The organism is Spirillospora sp. CA-142024 (assembly GCF_050942325.1).
Lineage (GTDB): Bacteria > Actinomycetota > Actinomycetes > Streptosporangiales > Streptosporangiaceae > Spirillospora.
Window position 1 is genome coordinate 7,537,221 of the sequence record NZ_CP192077.1, and the last position, 16,143, is coordinate 7,553,363.

General features: G+C 72.3%; 15 protein-coding genes and 2 riboswitches. Of the genes, 7 read left to right on the forward strand and 8 right to left on the reverse strand.

Features of this window, described 5'->3' with window-relative positions:
- The first annotated feature begins 67 nt into the window (after nucleotides 1-67).
- Nucleotides 68-163, forward strand: a riboswitch (glycine riboswitch).
- A 4-nt stretch (nucleotides 164-167) separates the two neighbouring features.
- A riboswitch (glycine riboswitch) is annotated at nucleotides 168-255 on the forward strand.
- A 73-nt stretch (nucleotides 256-328) separates the two neighbouring features.
- From gcvT to ACQPZP_RS35580, 5 genes are all read left to right on the forward strand, one after another.
- Nucleotides 329-1,423, forward strand: coding sequence for a glycine cleavage system aminomethyltransferase GcvT (gcvT, locus tag ACQPZP_RS35560; RefSeq protein ID WP_433474066.1), 1,095 nt, complete (start codon nucleotides 329-331; stop codon nucleotides 1,421-1,423).
- A 15-nt stretch (nucleotides 1,424-1,438) separates the two neighbouring features.
- The gene (gcvH, locus tag ACQPZP_RS35565) at nucleotides 1,439-1,828 is read left to right on the forward strand and encodes a glycine cleavage system protein GcvH (protein WP_433463781.1); all 390 of its coding nucleotides are present in this window, start codon (nucleotides 1,439-1,441) and stop codon (nucleotides 1,826-1,828) included.
- Nucleotides 1,825-3,081 (forward strand): serine hydroxymethyltransferase, encoded by a 1,257-nt coding sequence (glyA, locus tag ACQPZP_RS35570; protein WP_433474067.1) that lies wholly within the window; start codon nucleotides 1,825-1,827, stop codon nucleotides 3,079-3,081. Before gcvH ends, glyA begins: the two co-directional genes overlap by 4 nt.
- A 55-nt stretch (nucleotides 3,082-3,136) precedes the next feature.
- On the forward strand, nucleotides 3,137-4,510 hold the full coding sequence (locus ACQPZP_RS35575; protein ID WP_433474068.1) for an L-serine ammonia-lyase: 1,374 nt from the start codon (nucleotides 3,137-3,139) through the stop codon (nucleotides 4,508-4,510).
- Between the two features lie 67 nt (nucleotides 4,511-4,577).
- Entirely contained in the window at nucleotides 4,578-5,198 is a 621-nt protein-coding gene (locus ACQPZP_RS35580) for a LysE family translocator (protein WP_433463784.1), read from the forward strand.
- 36 nt (nucleotides 5,199-5,234) lie between these two features.
- Here the strand turns inward: ACQPZP_RS35580 and ACQPZP_RS35585 are convergent, their stop codons facing one another.
- A complete protein-coding gene (locus tag ACQPZP_RS35585; RefSeq protein ID WP_433463785.1) occupies nucleotides 5,235-5,843 on the reverse strand; it encodes a TetR/AcrR family transcriptional regulator in 609 nt (202 codons plus the stop codon).
- A gap of 95 nt (nucleotides 5,844-5,938) precedes the next feature.
- Between ACQPZP_RS35585 and ACQPZP_RS35590 the strand changes: the two genes are divergently transcribed.
- The gene (locus ACQPZP_RS35590) at nucleotides 5,939-8,116 is read left to right on the forward strand and encodes an MMPL family transporter (protein ID WP_433474069.1); all 2,178 of its coding nucleotides are present in this window, start codon (nucleotides 5,939-5,941) and stop codon (nucleotides 8,114-8,116) included.
- 105 nt (nucleotides 8,117-8,221) lie between these two features.
- Here ACQPZP_RS35590 and ACQPZP_RS35595 read toward each other — a convergent pair whose 3' ends face one another.
- The 5 genes from ACQPZP_RS35595 to ACQPZP_RS35615 all read right to left on the reverse strand — a co-directional run bounded on the left by ACQPZP_RS35595 (nucleotide 8,222) and on the right by ACQPZP_RS35615 (nucleotide 13,174).
- Entirely contained in the window at nucleotides 8,222-8,668 is a 447-nt protein-coding gene (locus ACQPZP_RS35595) for a winged helix-turn-helix transcriptional regulator (protein WP_433474070.1), read from the reverse strand.
- Between the two features lie 29 nt (nucleotides 8,669-8,697).
- Nucleotides 8,698-9,861: a thiolase family protein gene (locus ACQPZP_RS35600; RefSeq protein WP_433474071.1), complete on the reverse strand. Its 1,164-nt coding sequence runs from the start codon at nucleotides 9,859-9,861 to the stop codon at nucleotides 8,698-8,700.
- 372 nt (nucleotides 9,862-10,233) lie between these two features.
- Nucleotides 10,234-10,395 carry a hypothetical protein gene (locus tag ACQPZP_RS35605; RefSeq protein WP_433474072.1) on the reverse strand — a complete coding sequence of 54 codons (162 nt, stop codon included), beginning with the start codon at nucleotides 10,393-10,395 and terminating at the stop codon, nucleotides 10,234-10,236.
- 47 nt (nucleotides 10,396-10,442) lie between these two features.
- Entirely contained in the window at nucleotides 10,443-11,114 is a 672-nt protein-coding gene (locus tag ACQPZP_RS35610) for a response regulator (protein ID WP_433474073.1), read from the reverse strand.
- Complete coding sequence (locus tag ACQPZP_RS35615; RefSeq protein ID WP_433474074.1) at nucleotides 11,111-13,174, reverse strand: ATP-binding protein; 2,064 nt, start codon at nucleotides 13,172-13,174, stop codon at nucleotides 11,111-11,113. The genes ACQPZP_RS35610 and ACQPZP_RS35615 overlap by 4 nt, the downstream gene beginning before the upstream one ends.
- Before the next feature lie 293 nt (nucleotides 13,175-13,467).
- On the opposite strand from ACQPZP_RS35615, the gene ACQPZP_RS35620 reads away from it, so the two are divergent.
- Nucleotides 13,468-14,853 carry a cation:dicarboxylate symporter family transporter gene (locus ACQPZP_RS35620; protein WP_433474075.1) on the forward strand — a complete coding sequence of 462 codons (1,386 nt, stop codon included), beginning with the start codon at nucleotides 13,468-13,470 and terminating at the stop codon, nucleotides 14,851-14,853.
- Between the two features lie 78 nt (nucleotides 14,854-14,931).
- On the opposite strand, the gene ACQPZP_RS35625 is transcribed toward ACQPZP_RS35620, so the two are convergent.
- Together ACQPZP_RS35625 and ACQPZP_RS35630 are read right to left on the reverse strand one after the other, a co-directional pair.
- A complete protein-coding gene (locus tag ACQPZP_RS35625) occupies nucleotides 14,932-15,495 on the reverse strand; it encodes a hypothetical protein (RefSeq protein ID WP_433474076.1) in 564 nt (187 codons plus the stop codon).
- A 1-nt stretch (nucleotide 15,496) separates the two neighbouring features.
- On the reverse strand, nucleotides 15,497-16,111 hold the full coding sequence (locus ACQPZP_RS35630) for a DUF6286 domain-containing protein (protein ID WP_433474077.1): 615 nt from the start codon (nucleotides 16,109-16,111) through the stop codon (nucleotides 15,497-15,499).
- Nucleotides 16,112-16,143: the final 32 nt, after the last annotated feature.

Here is a 16,143-nt window from a genome sequence, read left to right on the forward strand (position 1 = left end):
CCTGCCATGAGCACGGCAGGGGCTCTTGGGTCTGCAGGAAGAGAAATGCAATAATCAACACCGCCGATGATCCCGTGCGGGAGAGTCCCCGGCAGCCGGCCGGGGACGCCGAAGGAGCAAATCCTCCCCGGAACCTCTCAGGCCCACGGACCGCACGGGCCAGGCGACCTCTGGAAAGCGGGGACCGCGGTCCCCCGCCGAAGGTGAAAGCCCGCCGGGCAGGCGGGTGAAGCTCTCAGGCGCCGATGACAGAGGGGGAGGCACCGAGACGCCCGGTGCGCGAGTGGGACGATGGACCACGCGCGCCCGCGACGAAGGAGCCGAACCCATGTCCGCCGATCCGATCCCCAAGAAGACGCCGCTGCACGACGTCTACCAGGACCTCGGCGCGAATCTCGTCGACTTCGCCGGCTATCTGATGCCGCTGCGCTACGCGAGCGAGACCGCCGAGCACCAGGCCGTCCGCACCGGGGCGGGGCTGTTCGACCTGTCGCACATGGGGGAGATCTTCCTCTCCGGTCCGGGCGCGGGCGCCGCGCTCGACTTCGCGCTGGTCGGGAACCTGTCGCCGATGCCGGTCGGCAAGGCCCGCTACACGATGATCTGCGGGCCGGACGGCGGCGTCCTGGACGACCTGATCGTCTACCGGCTGGCCGACGACACCTGGATGGTCGTCGCGAACGCCGCGAACGCCGCCGTCGTCCGGGAGGCGCTGATCGAGCGGGCCGCGGGCTTCGAGGCCGCCGTGGAGGACCGTTCCGAGTCGTACGCGCTGATCGCCCTGCAGGGCCCGCGTTCGCAGACGATTCTCGAAGGCTTCACCGAGGCGCCGCTCGCCGGCCTCAAGTACTACGCGATCCTCGCCGGGCGGGTCGCGGGCGTCGACGCGCTCGTCGCCCGCACCGGCTACACCGGCGAGGACGGTTTCGAGCTGTTCGTGGACGCGTCCGACGCCGTCGCGCTGTGGAGGGCGCTCGCCGCGGTGGAGGGGGTCGTCCCGGCCGGGCTGTCCGCCCGCGACACGCTGCGCCTGGAGGCGGGCATGCCGCTGTACGGGAACGAGCTGACCGCGGAGACCACCCCGTTCGAGGCCGGCCTCGGCCGGGTCGTGAAGCTGGACAAGCCGGGCGACTTCGTGGGAAAGACCGCCCTGGCGGCGCAGGCGCAGACCCCGCCGGGCCGTAGGCTCGTGGGGCTGGTCGCGCGGGGGCGTCGCGCGCCTCGCAAGGGGTACCAGGTCGTCACGTCCGGCGGCACGCCGTGCGGGGTCGTGACGAGCGGCGCCCCGTCGCCCACACTGGGCACGCCGATCGCCATGGCCTACCTCGACAGCGGCGTCGGGGAGACGGGCCTCGCCGTGGACGTCCGCGGCCGGCATGAGCCGGTGGACGTGGTCGAGCTGCCGTTCTACAAGCGTTCCTGAAAGAGAGAAGTGATCGTGAGCGTTCCTGAGGAGCTCCGCTACAGCGAGGAGCACGAGTGGGTGTCGGGCCTCGGCGGCGAGGACGGCATCGTCACGGTCGGCATCACCGCGCACGCCGCCGACGCCCTCGGCGAGATCGTCTACCTCGAACTGCAGCCCTCCGAGGGCGACGCCGTCGAGGCGGGCGAGCCGTGCGGCGAGGTGGAGTCGACCAAGTCGGTGAGCGACATCTACTCCCCCGTCAGCGGCGAGATCACCGCGATCAACGGTGCCGTGGTGGACGAGCCGAAGGTCATCAACGACGACCCGTACGGCGAGGGCTGGATCTTCAAGGTCCGCATCTCGGAGGAGCCGGGCGACCTGCTCGACTCCGCCGCCTACGACAAGCTGATCGAGGAGTCATGACGTTGTACGACTCGCTCGCGACTGCGGACCCGGAGGTCGCCGAGGCGGTCACCGCCGAGCTGCGGCGGCAGCAGAACACCCTCGAAATGATCGCGTCGGAGAACTTCGCGCCGGTCTCCGTGCTGGAGGCGCAGGGCTCCGTCCTCACCAACAAGTACGCCGAGGGCTACCCGGGCCGGCGCTACTACGGCGGCTGCGAGTACGTCGACGTCACCGAGCAGCTGGCCATCGACCGGGCCAAGGAGCTGTTCGGCGCCGACCACGCGAACGTCCAGCCGCACAGCGGGGCCCAGGCCAACACGGCGGTCTACTTCGCGCTGCTCCAGCACGGCGACACCATCCTCGGCCTCGACCTCGCGCACGGCGGGCACCTCACGCACGGGATGCGGCTGAACTACTCGGGCAAGGTGCTGAACGTGGTGCCGTACCACGTCCGCTCCGAGGACGGCCTGGTCGACATGGACGAGGTCGCCTCGCTCGCGGCCGAGCACCGGCCCAAGATGATCGTGGCGGGCTGGTCGGCGTACCCGCGGCGGCTCGACTTCGCGGCGTTCCGGGACATCGCCGACTCGGTCGGGGCGCTGCTCATGGTCGACATGGCGCACTTCGCGGGCCTGGTCGCGGCGGGCCTGCACCCGTCGCCCGTCCCGTACGCCGACATCGTCACGACCACGACGCACAAGACGCTCGGCGGACCGCGCGGCGGCCTGATCCTCGCCCGCGAGGAGTACGGCAAGAAGATCAACTCCGCGGTGTTCCCGGGCATGCAGGGCGGCCCGCTGGAGCACGTGATCGCCGCGAAGGCGGTCGCCCTCAAGATCGCCGCGTCGGACGAGTTCAGGGCCCGGCAGGAGGCCACCGTCGAGGGCGCGCGGCTGCTCGCCGAGCGTCTTCTCGCCGAGGACTCCGCCAAGGCCGGCGTGAAGGTGCTGACGGGCGGGACCGACGTGCACCTCGTGCTGGTCGACCTGGTGGACTCCGAGCTCACCGGACGGGACGCCGAGGACCGCCTGCACGAGATCGGCATCACGGTCAACCGCAACGCGGTGCCGAACGACCCGCGCCCGCCGATGGTCACGTCCGGTCTGCGGATCGGCACGCCCGCCCTCGCCACCCGCGGCTTCACCGCCGCGGACTTCGCCGAGGTCGCGGACGTCATCGCGCTGGCCCTCCAGCCGTCCTACGACCGGGACGCACTGGCGGCGCGCGTGACGGCCCTCGCCGAGAAGCACCCCCTGTACCCGAACCTCTGACGTCACCGTGCCCCCTCCGGTCCGCGGAGGGGGCACAGCCACAACGAGGCAGCGCATGGCCATCAGCGTTTTCGACCTGTTCAAGATCGGCATCGGACCGTCGTCCTCCCACACCGGCGGCCCGATGGCCGCCGCGCACCGCTTCGCCCGCGGCCTCGAACGGGACGGGCTGCTGGAGAAGACCGCCTCGGTCCAGGTCGTTCTCTACGGCTCGCTCGGCCTCACCGGAAAGGGCCACGGCAGCGACAAGGCCGTCATCCTCGGCCTCGAAGGCGACAAACCCGAACTGGTCGACGTCGACCGGGTGGACGAACGTCTCCAGGCCGTCCGCGAGCGCGGCGCGCTACGCCTGTTCGACGACCACGACATTCCCTTCGTGGTCAACGAGCATCTGCATTTCGAGCGCAAGAAGTCGCTGCCCGGCCACCCCAACGGGATGCGCTTCACGGCCCTGGACCCCTCGGGCGGCGAGCTGCGCGCGAAGGTGTACTACTCGGTCGGCGGCGGCTTCATCCTGGACGAGAACGCCACCGGAGCCGACCGCATCAAGCCCGACGACACCGTCCTGCCCCACCCCTTCGACACGGCCGCCGAACTCCTCGAACGCTGCCGTGAGACGGGCCTGTCGGTGTCCGCCCTCATGCTGGAGAACGAGAAGGCGTTCGGCCGGACGTCCCGTGAGATCCACGACGGCCTCCTGAACCTCTGGCATGTGATGCGCGCCTGCGTCACCCGGGGGTGCAGCCACGAGGGCCTGCTGCCCGGCGGGCTGAAGGTCCGCCGCCGCGCCCCGCAGCTGCACCGCCAGCTCACGGCCGAGAAGGCCGCCGACCCCCTCCACGCGATGGACTGGGTCACCCTCTTCGCCTTGGCCGTCAACGAGGAGAACGCCGCCGGCGGCCGCATCGTCACCGCCCCGACGAACGGCGCCGCCGGCATCATCCCGGCCGTCCTGCACTACTACGACCGCTTCGTCCCGGGCTGCGATGACGACGGAGTCGTCCGCTTCCTCCTCACCGCCGGAGCGATGGGCGTCCTGTTCAAGCAGAACGCGTCCATCTCCGGCGCCGAGGTCGGCTGCCAGGGCGAGGTCGGCTCCGCCTGCTCCATGGCCGCCGCCGGTCTCACCGAGGTCCTCGGCGGCACCCCCGAACAGGTCGAGAACGCCGCGGAGATCGGCATCGAGCACAATCTCGGCCTCACCTGCGATCCGGTCGGCGGCCTCGTCCAGGTCCCGTGCATCGAGCGCAACGCGGTCGGAGCCATCAAGGCCATCAGCGCCGCCCGCATCTCCCTCCGCGGCGACGGCCGCCACTTCGTCTCCCTGGACAAGGCCATCAAGACGATGCGCGACACCGGCCGCGACATGCTCGACAAGTACAAGGAGACGTCGCGCGGCGGTCTCGCCGTCAACGTCATCGAGTGCTGACGGCCCGGGCGCCCACCTGGGGATCTCCGGTTTCGCGCGCGGGCCGGATCGTGTGATGATTTGCGGCATGCCGGTCGATTCTCATCTGCTCGCGATCTTCTTCGTGACCTCCCTCATCGCGATGGTGATCCCCGGTCCCGACATGCTGTTCATCCTCGGGTGCGGCATGCGGGGCGGGCCCCGGGCGGGGCTGCTCGCGACGGCGGGGGTCGCGACGAGCGAGGCCGTGCACGTCGCCGTGGCCGCGGCGGGGCTGGCCGCGCTCTTCGCGGCGGTGCCGGTCGCGTTCACGGCGGTCCGGATCGTCGGGGCCGCCTACCTGATCTACCTGGGCGTCCAGACGCTCCGGCACCGCAGGGACGAGGACGTGGCACCGGCCGGGGTCTCGGGGCGCCGGGCCTACCTCAACGGGCTGGTGACCAATCTGCTGAACCCGAAGATGGTCACCTTCACGATCGCGTTCCTGCCCCAGTTCATCGATCCGGGGCTCGGGCATGTGTGGGCGCAGTTCGCGATCCTCGGCGCCATCCTGATCGTGCTGGAGTTCATCGTGGACGGCACGGTCGGCGTCCTCGCGGGACGGATCGGCGACTGGCTGCGCAGCCGGCACACCGCCCGCCGCAGGCTCAACGCCACGGTGGGGACCCTGTTCATCGGCCTGGGCATCCGCCTGGCCGCGGAGCGCTGACCCCGGGAAAGGATCCGGGCTCCGCGGAGGCGCGGGTCAGCCGATGACCGGGGCCAGATAGCCGTGCAGGACCTTCTTGAGCTCGCGGATCAGGGCCGGGCGGTCTTCCGCCGCTGACCCGACGACCAGCGGGACCATCGCCTGGAAGATCCGGATGGCCACTTCGGCGGTGCGGGCGCGGTCGGCGGCAGGCAGGTCCGGGGCGCGGGCGGCGAGCAGCCCGTCGACGCGCCCGGTCAGTTCGGTGTGCACGGACTCGACCGCCTTGGCCAGGCCGGCGGGCATGTCGGGACGCGCGAACAGCGCCTTGAAGCCCGGGTTGGCGAGGTTGAACTCGATCATCGGGTCGACGGCGCGGTCGAGCACATCGTCGAGGGAGAGCCCGGCGGAGCCGGTGGAGCCGAACGCCTCCTCGTACGCGGCGCGCACCTGGGTGACGAACCGGTCGGCGAGCGCCCCGGCTATGGCCTCCTTGTTCGGGAAGAACTGGTAGAGCGACCCCGGTGAGACGCCGGCCTCCGCCGCGATCGCATTGGTGGTCGCCTTCTCGTACCCCATGCGCGCGAAGACGTCCGCCGCCGCGGTGAGGATGCCCGCGATCCGGCGTTCGCCGCGCGCCTGCCGCCGCGGCCGTGTCTGGTCCATCCGCGCTCCCTGCCGTGATTGCAAATACGAGCAACTACTCGTAATCTGCCGAGTGCGAGTGATCGCTCGTGTTTTCAGTCTAGCGGGGGTGGGTCATGCTCGGCAGGTCGATCGCACGCCGGTCGTGGTGGGTCGTGATCGCGGGGATCCTGGTGGCGGTCGTCGCAGGTCTCGCCGGCGCGGGCACGCTCGGCGCGCTGTCGCTGAACCGCTTCGAGGCGCCCGGGTCGGAGTCGATGCGGGCACGCGACGCGCTGGCCCGCGACCACGGGACCGGCAGCCCGAACGTGGCGCTGCTCGTCACCGCGCGGCACGGCACCGTCGACGGGCCCGAGGCCGCAGCGGCGGGACGGGCGCTCACCCGGGAACTCGCCGCCCGGCCCGGAATCGGCGACGCCTGGTCGTACTGGACTCAGGGCACCCGGACGCTGCGCAGCGAGGACGGGCGGCAGGCCCTCGTCCTGGCCTGGGCCCCGGGCGACGCCGACCGGGTGCGCCGCGAACTGCTGCCCCGCCTCGCGCCGGACTTCGACCGGCGGAGCGCCGACGTCACCGTCCAGGTCGGCGGCGGCGACGAGGTGTTCCGGCAGGTCATGGAGCATTCCCGGCGGGACTTCCTGCGCGCCGAGGCGATCATCCTGCCGGTGGTGTTCGTGCTGCTGTGGCTGGTGTACCGGCGGGTCGCGGCCGCGCTGGTCACGCTCGGCACCGGGCTGTTCGCCGTGCTCGGGTCGCTCGCCCTGTTGCGGGCCGCCCTGGCGGTCACCGAGATCTCGACCTTCGCCTCGAACGTCGTGCTCGTCATGGGCATCGGGCTCGGCGTCGACTACGGCCTCTTCGTCGTCTTCCGGTTCCGGGAGGAACTGCGGGCCGGTGCCGAGGTACCGGAGGCGGTCGCCCGGACCGTGCGCGGCGCGGGCCGCACCGTGGTGTTCAGCGGCGTCACCGTGGCCGCCTCCCTGTCGGTGCTGCTGGTGTTCCCCTTCCCGTTCCTCAACTCGTTCGCGTACGCGGGCGTCGCCGTGGTGGCGGCCGCCGTCCTCGGCGCGACCGTGCTGCTGCCCGCGGCGCTGCGGCTGCTCGGCCACCGGGTGGAACGGCGCTCCGTCCCCTCCGGCGAAGGCTTCTGGCACCGCTTTCCCGCGCTGGTCATGCGCCGTCCGCTGCTGTTCGGCGGGACGGCGCTCGGGCTCCTGCTCGTCCTCGGGTCTCCGGTCCTGGACGTGCGCTTCGGCGTGCCCGACGACCGCGTCCTGCCGCAGTCCGCGCCGGCGCGGCAGATGTACGACCGGATCCGGGACGGCTTCGCCCAGGAGGAGGCCGACGCCGTCCACATCGTCGCCCGCTCCGCCGACCCCGCCGAGATCGGCCCCTACGCCGCCCGGCTGTCGCGGCTGGACGGCGTCGTCCGGGTCGACTCGTCCGCCGGCTCCTACAGCGGCGGCCGGTCCGCCGCGGCGCCGGACGGGGCCCGCCTCACCGCCGGATCCGGCTCACGGCTGGTGCTGGTCGCCACCTCCGACCGGCAGCAGAACGACACGCTCGGCCTGGTCAGGGACGTGCGCGCGGTCCACGCCCCGTTCGGCGTGCTGGTCGGCGGCGCCCCCGCCGAGATGGCCGACTACCGGGACGGGGTGACCTCCCGGCTGCCGCTCGTGGCCGGGCTCATCGTGGCGGTCACGCTCGCCGTCCTCTTCCTGATGACCGGCAGCGTGATCGCGCCACTGAAGGCGAGCGTGCTCAACCTGCTGAGCCTGTCGGTGATGTTCGGCGCGCTCGTCTTCGTCTTCCAGGAAGGCCATCTGTCCGGTGTGCTCGGCTTCACCCCCACGGGGTCCATCGAGCCGAGCATTCCGATCCTGATGTTCTGCATCGCCTACGGCCTGTCGATGGACTACGAGGTGTTCCTGCTCGCCCGCATCAAGGAGGAGTACGACCGGACCGGCGACGCCCTGGCCTCGGTCCCTGCCGGCATCGCGCGCAGCGCGCCCCTCGTCACCGCCGCGGCGCTCACTCTCGCCGTCTCGTTCGCCGCGTACGCCACCGGCCAGGTCGTCTTCCTGAAGGAGCTCGGCATCGGGATGGCGCTCGCGGTGGCCGTCGACGCCACGCTGATCCGCGCGGTGCTCGTCCCGGCCCTCATGCGGCTCGCGGGCCCGTTCAACTGGTGGGCGCCGGGCCCCCTGCGGCGCCTCCACCGGCGCTTCGGGGTGTCGGAGGCGCCCGCACCGTCCGAGCCGGCGACGGTGGCCGTCGCCGATCCGGTGCCGTGAGCCCGCACTCCCGGCGTGCCGCAGCCGCGATGCGCTCGTTGGCGTGGGCCTGCTCAGCGGCGGCCGCACTTCCGGCGTGCCGGCCGGAGCTCCGATATGGCGGCGTCAGGCGGTCCGGGCGCCTCGGCCGGTGGGCGAGTGGGCGCCGCGGCGGGCCTCGTTGCCGCAGTGCCGGCAGATGACCAGGGGGTTGACCGGCTCGCCGCAGGAGTGCCGCCACTGAACCGGCGGATCGTCCGGGTGCAGGTGCCGGTCCCCCCACGCCATCAGGACGAGCAGCACATCGCACAGCTCCACCCCGGCGGGCGTCAGGTGGTACTCGTACCGCACCGGGTGGTCGCTGTAGCGTTCGCGGCGGATGATGCCGTTCGCCTCCAGCTTGCGGAGCCGGGACGTGAGGATGTCGCGGGACGCGCCCGTGTTGTAGACGATCTGGTCGAAGCGCCGCACCCCGTAGCTCAGCTCCCGGATCGCCAGCAGGCTCCAGCGTTCGCCGACCAGGTCCAGGGTGTCGGCGATCGAGCACTCGCGCGGGTCGGCGTCCTTCGGCATACCGGGAAGCCTATCCACCGGACGGCCGGTCAAAGCCGCTCGACGATGGTGGCGTTGGCCAGGCCGCCCGCCTCGCACATGGTCTGCAGGCCGAACCTCCCGCCGCGGTCTTCGAGCGCGTGCAGCAGCGTGGTCATGATGCGGGCGCCGCTCGCGCCGAGCGGATGGCCGATCGCGATCGCGCCGCCGCGCACGTTGACGCGGGCGAGGTCGGCGCCGGTCTCGCGCTGCCACGCGAGGACGACCGGGGAGAACGCCTCGTTCACCTCGAACAGGTCGATGTCGTCCAGGGCGAGGCCGCCGCGCTTCAGCACCTTCTCGGTCGCCGGGATGATCGCGGTGAGCATCAGCAGCGGGTCGTCGCCGACGACGGCGAACGCGTGGAAGCGCGCCCGGGGGCGCAGGCCGAGGCGCTCGGCGACGTCCGCACCCATGACCAGGACGGCGGCGGCGCCGTCGTTGACCGGGGACGCGTTGCCCGCGGTGATCTTCCAGCCGATCTCGGGGAACCGCGCGGCCATGCGCTCGTCGTGGTAGGCGGGCCTGAGCCCGGCGAGGGCCTCGGGCGAGGTTCCGGGACGGACGGTCTCGTCGCGCTGCCCCGCCCAGGCGACCTCCCGGTCGAACTCCCCGTTCTTCCATGCCTCGGCCGCGCGGCGGTGCGACTCGTAGGCGAAGGCGTCGAGTTCCTCGCGGGTGAATTCCCAGCGGGCGGCGATCAGCTCGGCGCTGATGCCCTGTCCGACGAGGCCGTCCGGGTAGCGGTCGGCGAGCATCGGCCCGAACGGGTCGCTGCCGGGCAGGACGCTCGACCCCATCGGCACCCGCGACATCGACTCGACACCGCACGCGATCGCGATGTCGTAGGCGCCGCTCTGCACGCCCTGCGCCGCGATGTGCAGGGCCTGCTGGGAGGAGCCGCACTGCCGGTCGACCGTCATTGCGGGGACGCTCTCGGGGAACCCGGCGGCGAGGACGGCCGTGCGGGTGATGTTGAGCGCCTGGTCGCCGGCCTGGGTGACGACGCCGCCGATGACGTCGTCGACCGACGCGGGGTCGATGCCCGCCCGCTCGACCAGCGACGTGAGCGTCCGGGCCAGCAGGTCGGCCGGATGGTCCTCGTGCAGGACGCCGTTCGGCCTGCCCTTGCCCAGCGGAGTGCGCACCGCCTCCACGATCACCGCGTCCCGCATGAACCCCACCTCCGTTGTGTTCTCCAACTAACCCTCGAAGTATCCGGCCATCGGGTTGGAAAACACAACCCACCGACCGTAGTGAGTTCGACAACACAACTTCGCAGAAAGAACCCGGGGGTCGCGGCGCATCGCCGCGACCCCCGGGCCATCGGGCCGCTCAGCGGGAGGGGCCCATGCCGTGGTCCGTCTGTTCCCTCCATGCGTCGAAGAGCCCCTCGGCGGAGCCGCCCGAAAGTTCACGGTCGGACAAGCGTGCCTCCTCGATCCCCTCGACGTCACGTTCACTTCGGACATTAGCCCCGCATGCCAACATAGGTCCCAAATAGCGACCCAAGGAGTCGTCAAGCATCCGGAGCGTCCCGTGACCGCCTAGCCCTTGAACATCTCCCGCATCTTGCGCGCGGCGTCGCCCGGTTTCTTCTTCTGCCCCTTGCCCGGGGACTCCTCGGCGCCGGGCTGCCGCTCCTCGTGCTCCGGTTCGGTCTGCGCCTTGCCCGTGGGCTTGCCGGGCTTGCCAGGCTTCTCCTTCACGACAACACCCCCGATGTCGTTTCACTGTCGTCCCGTAGGTACCCCGGTTACCCCGGGTAGAAGCGCACCTCCGGACGGCCGACCTGGCCGTAGTGGGGTTTGCGGTGGGCCAGGCCGCTCTCCGCCAGGTACTCCAGATAGCGGCGCGCGGTGACCCGCGAGACGCCGGTGAGGTCGGCGGCGGCCGCGGCGGAGAGGCCGTCCGCGGCGCGCGCCAGCACCTCGGTGACGGCCTGGAGCGTCTCGCCGCTCATGCCCTTCGGCAGCGACCGGCGGTCGGGCGTGCGCAGGGTGGCGAGCATGGTGTCCACGTCCGCCTGCCCGGTGACCTCGCCGCTGCCCACCGCCTGCTCCCGGAACCGCGCGTACCGGACGAGCTTGTCGCGCAACGACGCGAATGTGAACGGCTTCAGCAGGTACTGGACGACGCCCACCGAGACCGCCGTGCGGATCACCGCGAGGTCCCGGGCGGACGTCACGGCGATGACGTCCACGTCCCGTCCTGCGGCACGAAGCGCCCGGCAGACGGTGAGCCCGTGGGTGTCCGGCAGGTAGAAGTCCAGCAGGACGATGTCGACGGAGGTGCGTTCGCAGAACCGCAGCGCATCCGCGCCCGAGTGAACGACCCCGGCCACGGTGAACCCGGCGACCCGCTCCACGTACGTCCGGTGCGCCTCCGCGGCGACCGGATCGTCCTCGACGACGAGCACCCTGATCATGACTCGGTGATCCCTCCGCGAAGCCCCTCGCCGCCGGGCTCCCCCTCGCCGGGCCCGCCGGCGGGGAGGTGGACGGTGAAGACCGCGCCCGTGTGCGTGACGGGATCGGCCGTTCCCACCTGCACATCGCCGCCGTTGCGGCGGACGGCCTGCCCGACCAGGGCCAGCCCGAGCCCGTGGCCGACCGGGCCGCCGGACGTCTTGGTCGTCCAGCCGCGCCGGAACATGTCGGGCACGGCGGACGGGTCCACGCCCGGCCCGCTGTCGGACACCTCCAGCACGAGCGCGCCGTCGTCCTGGCGGGCGCTGACGACGACCCGGGGCGGGCGGGCGCCGGAGCCCTCGATGGCGGCGTCGACCGCGTTGTCGATCAGGTTGCCGAGGATCGTGACCAGGTCGCGGGGCTCGATCACACCCTCGATCGCGGTGTCATCGCTGATCACGAGCTCGACGCCGCGCTCCCCAGCCTCCGCGGACTTGCCGAGCAGCAGCGCCGCCAGCACCGGCTCGTTCACCGAGCCGACGACACGGTCGGTGAGACGCTGCGCGGACTCCAGCTCGGCGGTGGCGAACTCCACGGCCTGGTCGGACCGGCCGAGCTCGACCAGCGACACCACCGTGTGCAGCCGGTTCGCCGCCTCGTGCGCCTGCGAGCGCAGCGACTCGGCGAACCCGCGGACCGTGTCGAGCTCACCCGTCAGCCCCTGCAGCTCGGTGTGGTCGCGGAGGGTGACGACATTGCCCAGCACCCGCCCCCGGGACCGGACGGGCGAGGTGTTCACGACGAGGACGCGCGTGTCGCCGACGTGGATCTCGTCCGAACGCGGCTCCGCCGAGACGAGCGCGGCGACCAGTTCCCGCGGCAGCCCCAGCTCCCCGGCCGCCCGCCCCCGCAGATCCGCAGGCAGATCCCGGGCCCCGGCTTCCGCAGACGGCCCCGCGGCCACCGCGTCCGCAGACGGGCCGGGGGGCACGGCGTCCGCAGGCAGGTCCCGGGCCACCGCGCCCGCAGCCAGGCCGACGGCCACCGCATCCGCAGACGGGTCGCAGGTCACCGCTTCCGCGGGCAGGTCCCGGGTGACCGCGCCCGCAGGCAGGTCCCGGGCCACCGCATCCGCAGACGGACCGGGGATCACGGCGTCCGCAGGCGGGGCGGGGGCCACGGCTTCCGCGGGCAGGTCCCGGGCCACCGCGTCCACAGACGGGTCGCAGGTCACCACGTCCGCAGGCAGGTCGGGGGTCACCACGTCCGCTGGCGGGTGGGGGGGTGCGGGGGCTCGGGGTGGGGGCTTGGGGGTGTTCAGGTCCAGCAGGTCGTGGGCGGCGTCGTTGCAGAGGACGACGCGGCCCGTTCGGTCGAGGATCAGGAGGCCCTCGCGGACCGAGTGCAGGATGGCCTGGTAGTACTCGAACATCTCGCGCAGCTCGCGCGGCGCGACGCCGCGGGTCTGGCGGCGCAGCCGCTCCGAGACGAGGTAGCTGCCGGTCATCCCGACGGCGAGGACGATCATCGCGACGACGGCGAGGGACAGCAGCCGCTGCCGCAGCTCGGCGGAGATCACCTTGACCGTGATGCCGACCGCGACCATCGCGACCACGCGGTGGCCGGGGCCGAAGACGGGCGCGACGGCCCGGACGGACGAGCCGAGCGTGCCCGTGTAGGTCTCGGTGAACGTGTGGCCGGCGAGGGCGCGCGCGGTGTTGCCGACGAACTCCCCGCCGATCCGGGACGGGTTCGGATGCGTGTAGCGGATCCCCGCCGGGTTCATGATCGTGATGAAGTCGACGCCGGTGTCGTGCCGGATGCGCTCGGCGTACGGCTGCAGGAGCCGGGTCGGCTGCGAGGTCGTGAGCGCCGCCTGGACGTCCGGGGAGTCCGCGATGCTCGCCGCGACCGCGGTCACCGTCTGCGTCGCGCTGTCGTTGGCGGCGCGGCCGGAGTCCGCGTAGGCCAGGACGGCGCCGGCCGCCACGAGCAGCCCGACGATCGCGGCCTGGAGCACGAGCAGTTGCCGCGCCAGGCTCCAGCGGCCGGGCGCCGCCCATCGCGGACGCCGCATGTGACCCCTCGCATCCCCTCATTCGGACATCGCCGTAAACGAAATGTACACAAAGGTGACCGCCGTCACAGAACCACGCATAGTCACAGGTGCACAAAGCCACAGCGCCGCCGACCATCCACCTGACCTGCGAGCTTATCCGCAGTGCGGGCGCCCGCCGTGTGCATGCGACCGGTCCCCTCCGGAACGCATGGGCGCCCGTCGGGAGGCCGGCACCCGCCCGGGACCCGCACCCGGGCGGGCGCCGCCACCCGCGCCGTCTTGTCCCGGTGGCCTGAGCCGAGGAGATCCCCGTGTCCCCTGACACCGTCGCACCGACCCGTCCGATACGAGGGCGGGTGCACTATCTGTACCTGGCCGTCGTCGCCGCCGTGGTCGCCGGCGCCATCGTCGGGCTGGTCGCCCCCGACTTCGCCCAGGAACTGAAGCCGATCGGCACGGCCTTCATCAACCTGATCAAGATGATGATCTCCCCGATCATCTTCTGCACGATCGTGCTCGGCATCGGCTCGGTCACCAAGGCGGCCCAGGTCGGCAGGATCGGCCTGGTCACCATCGGCTACTTCATGGTGATGTCGACGTTCGCGCTGGCCATCGGGCTGGTGGTCGGGAACATCCTGCACCCGGGCTCCGGGCTGCACCTGGACCCGTCGTCGGTCGCGGAGGCCAAGTCGCAGGCGGAGGGCGGCGAGGGCACCGTCGACTTCCTGCTCGGGATGATCCCGTCCACGCTCGTGTCGGCGCTGACGGAAGGCCAGGTGCTGCAGACGCTGCTCATCGCGCTGCTCACCGGGTTCGCGCTGCAGGGGCTCGGCCGGGCGGGCGCGCCGATCCTGCGCGGCGTCGAGCACGTGCAGAAGCTGGTGTTCCGGATCCTCTGGATGATCATGTGGGCGGCGCCCGTCGGGGCGTTCGGCGCGATCGCGGCGGTGGTCGGATCGAGCGGCTGGGAGGCGCTGAAGAGCCTCGCCGTGATCATGCTGGGCTTCTACGCGACCTGCGTCGTGTTCGTGTTCGTGGTGCTCGGCGCGGTGCTTTGGGCGGTCACCCGGATCAGCGTGTTCTCGCTGCTGCGCTACCTGGGCCGTGAGTTCCTGCTGATCCTGTCGACGTCGTCGTCGGAGTCGGCGCTGCCGCGGCTGATCGCGAAGATGGAGCACCTCGGGGTGAGCCGCCCGGTCGTCGGCATCACCGTCCCGACCGGCTACTCCTTCAACCTCGACGGCACCGCGATCTACCTGACGATGGCCACGCTGTTCATCGCGTCCGCGCAGGACCAGCCGCTGTCGATCGGCGCGCAGATCCCGCTGCTGCTCTTCATGATCATCGCGTCCAAGGGCGCGGCGGGCGTCACCGGCGCCGGTCTCGCGACCCTCGCGGGCGGCCTGCAGTCGCACAAGCCCGCGCTGGTGGACGGGGTCGGCTTCATCGTCGGCATCGACCGGTTCATGTCCGAGGCCCGCGCGCTGACGAACTTCGCGGGCAACGCCGTCGCGACCGTGGTGATCGGCTCGTGGACGAAGGAGTTCGACGCCGCCAAGGCCCGCGCCGTCCTGTCGGGCGAGGACCCGTTCAACGAGGAGACCCTGCTGGACGACCATGAGCCCGCCGCGCAGCCGGCACCCGAAACGGTCCCCGTTCAGGCGAAGCAGGCCGCCGCCGAAGGCGCACCCGTCTAACCGGGGCCGCGGCCCGAAGACCGGCCGCCCGGTGTCAGCGATCCTTGCGGCTGACACCGGGCGGCCTTCCACTTCCGTTCAGGCCGTCTCGGGCTCCGGCCGGCGCCTGCGGGGACGCGCGGGCACCGGGCGGAAGCGGATCACCACCGGAAGGTCGGGCATGCCGACCGCGCTGCGGTACCGCTCCACCGGACCCGCGCCGAGCTCCCCGTAAACCTCGCTCACCAGCGTGTCGCCCGCGCAGGACACGTTCACCCGGAGACGCGGCCTGTCGGCCGTCCCGGTGAGGCGGACGCGGGTGTCCCGGACGCCGGGCAGCCCGCGTACGTCCCGGGTCAGGTCGTCCGCGGCGGCGCGGGCGCGGACGCGGGTCTCCGGGTCCAGGTCGGGCCACCACTGGTGGACCACGGCCCGGCCCTGGACGACCAGCCACAGCTGACCGGCGAGCGCCAGCAGTTCGGCGGCGCCCGCCGCGGCGGGCAGGAACCAGCCGTTGTCTCCGGCGAACCTCGCCACCGCGGGGTCGAGCAGCGGCCTCGCCGACGGGTCGCCGAACGCGTCGAAGACGCCGAGGCCGAGGGCGAGGGCGGCCCCGCCGGCGAGCAGCAGCACCGTCCCGGTCGCCGCGATCGCGATCCTCATCTCAGTCCTTCCGCCAGCCGAGCCGGACGTCGACCGGCGGCCGGTGCATCGGCTCGATCCGGTCCAGCCGGACGCCGATCGCGCGGTGCACCAGCTCCGCGAGGTTCGCCGGGTTGCGGTAGCCGGTGGTGGCCCGGACGACGAGGCCGCGGCGCAGCACGCCGAGGCCGCGGACGCGGGCGCGTTCGATGCCGGGGACGTCCAGCGCCGCGTCCGCGAGGGTGCGGCGCAGCGCGGCCCGTCCGATGACGCCCGCCAGCCGCGGATCGGCGCCGGCCAGCGGCACGCCCCGCAGCCGGCCGGGCAGCGCGGCCAGCAGGAACGCGGCACCGAGGAAGGCCACCGCCCCGGCCGGCGTCAGCACGTTCGGGTCGTCCCAGGAATGGCCCCGCAGGACGATCACGATCGGGGCGACGCCCGGCACCGGATGGACGGTGGACCCGAGCGCCCCGGCCAGCAGCTCGATCGCGGTCACCCCGCCGGCCGCGGTCACCAGCAGCGCCGCCGCGAATCCGGCGAACACCCGGCGGGGCCGCAGCTCGCGGACGGCGAGCCGCCGCGCCAGCCGCCTGCCCTGCGCCTCCTCGATCAGGTCCTTGACCAGCGTCTCGGCCATAGCCACCCCCGTGAGCCGTCGGCACATCGTCA

Bases quoted from the DNA above. Each gene is read 5' to 3' on its own strand.
- glyA (WP_433474067.1), top strand. From the start codon at position 1,825: ATGACGTTGTACGACTCGCTCGCGACTGCGGACCCGGAGGTCGCCGAG.
- gcvT (WP_433474066.1), top strand. From the start codon at position 329: ATGTCCGCCGATCCGATCCCCAAGAAGACGCCGCTGCACGACGTCTAC.
- ACQPZP_RS35575 (WP_433474068.1), top strand. From the start codon at position 3,137: ATGGCCATCAGCGTTTTCGACCTGTTCAAGATCGGCATCGGACCGTCG.
- ACQPZP_RS35615 (WP_433474074.1), bottom strand. From the start codon at position 13,174: ATGCGGCGTCCGCGATGGGCGGCGCCCGGCCGCTGGAGCCTGGCGCGG.
- ACQPZP_RS35630 (WP_433474077.1), bottom strand. From the start codon at position 16,111: ATGGCCGAGACGCTGGTCAAGGACCTGATCGAGGAGGCGCAGGGCAGG.
- ACQPZP_RS35580 (WP_433463784.1), top strand. From the start codon at position 4,578: ATGCCGGTCGATTCTCATCTGCTCGCGATCTTCTTCGTGACCTCCCTC.
- ACQPZP_RS35600 (WP_433474071.1), bottom strand. From the start codon at position 9,861: ATGCGGGACGCGGTGATCGTGGAGGCGGTGCGCACTCCGCTGGGCAAG.
- ACQPZP_RS35585 (WP_433463785.1), bottom strand. From the start codon at position 5,843: ATGGACCAGACACGGCCGCGGCGGCAGGCGCGCGGCGAACGCCGGATC.
- ACQPZP_RS35590 (WP_433474069.1), top strand. From the start codon at position 5,939: ATGCTCGGCAGGTCGATCGCACGCCGGTCGTGGTGGGTCGTGATCGCG.
- ACQPZP_RS35595 (WP_433474070.1), bottom strand. From the start codon at position 8,668: ATGCCGAAGGACGCCGACCCGCGCGAGTGCTCGATCGCCGACACCCTG.
- ACQPZP_RS35610 (WP_433474073.1), bottom strand. From the start codon at position 11,114: ATGATCAGGGTGCTCGTCGTCGAGGACGATCCGGTCGCCGCGGAGGCG.
- ACQPZP_RS35625 (WP_433474076.1), bottom strand. From the start codon at position 15,495: ATGAGGATCGCGATCGCGGCGACCGGGACGGTGCTGCTGCTCGCCGGC.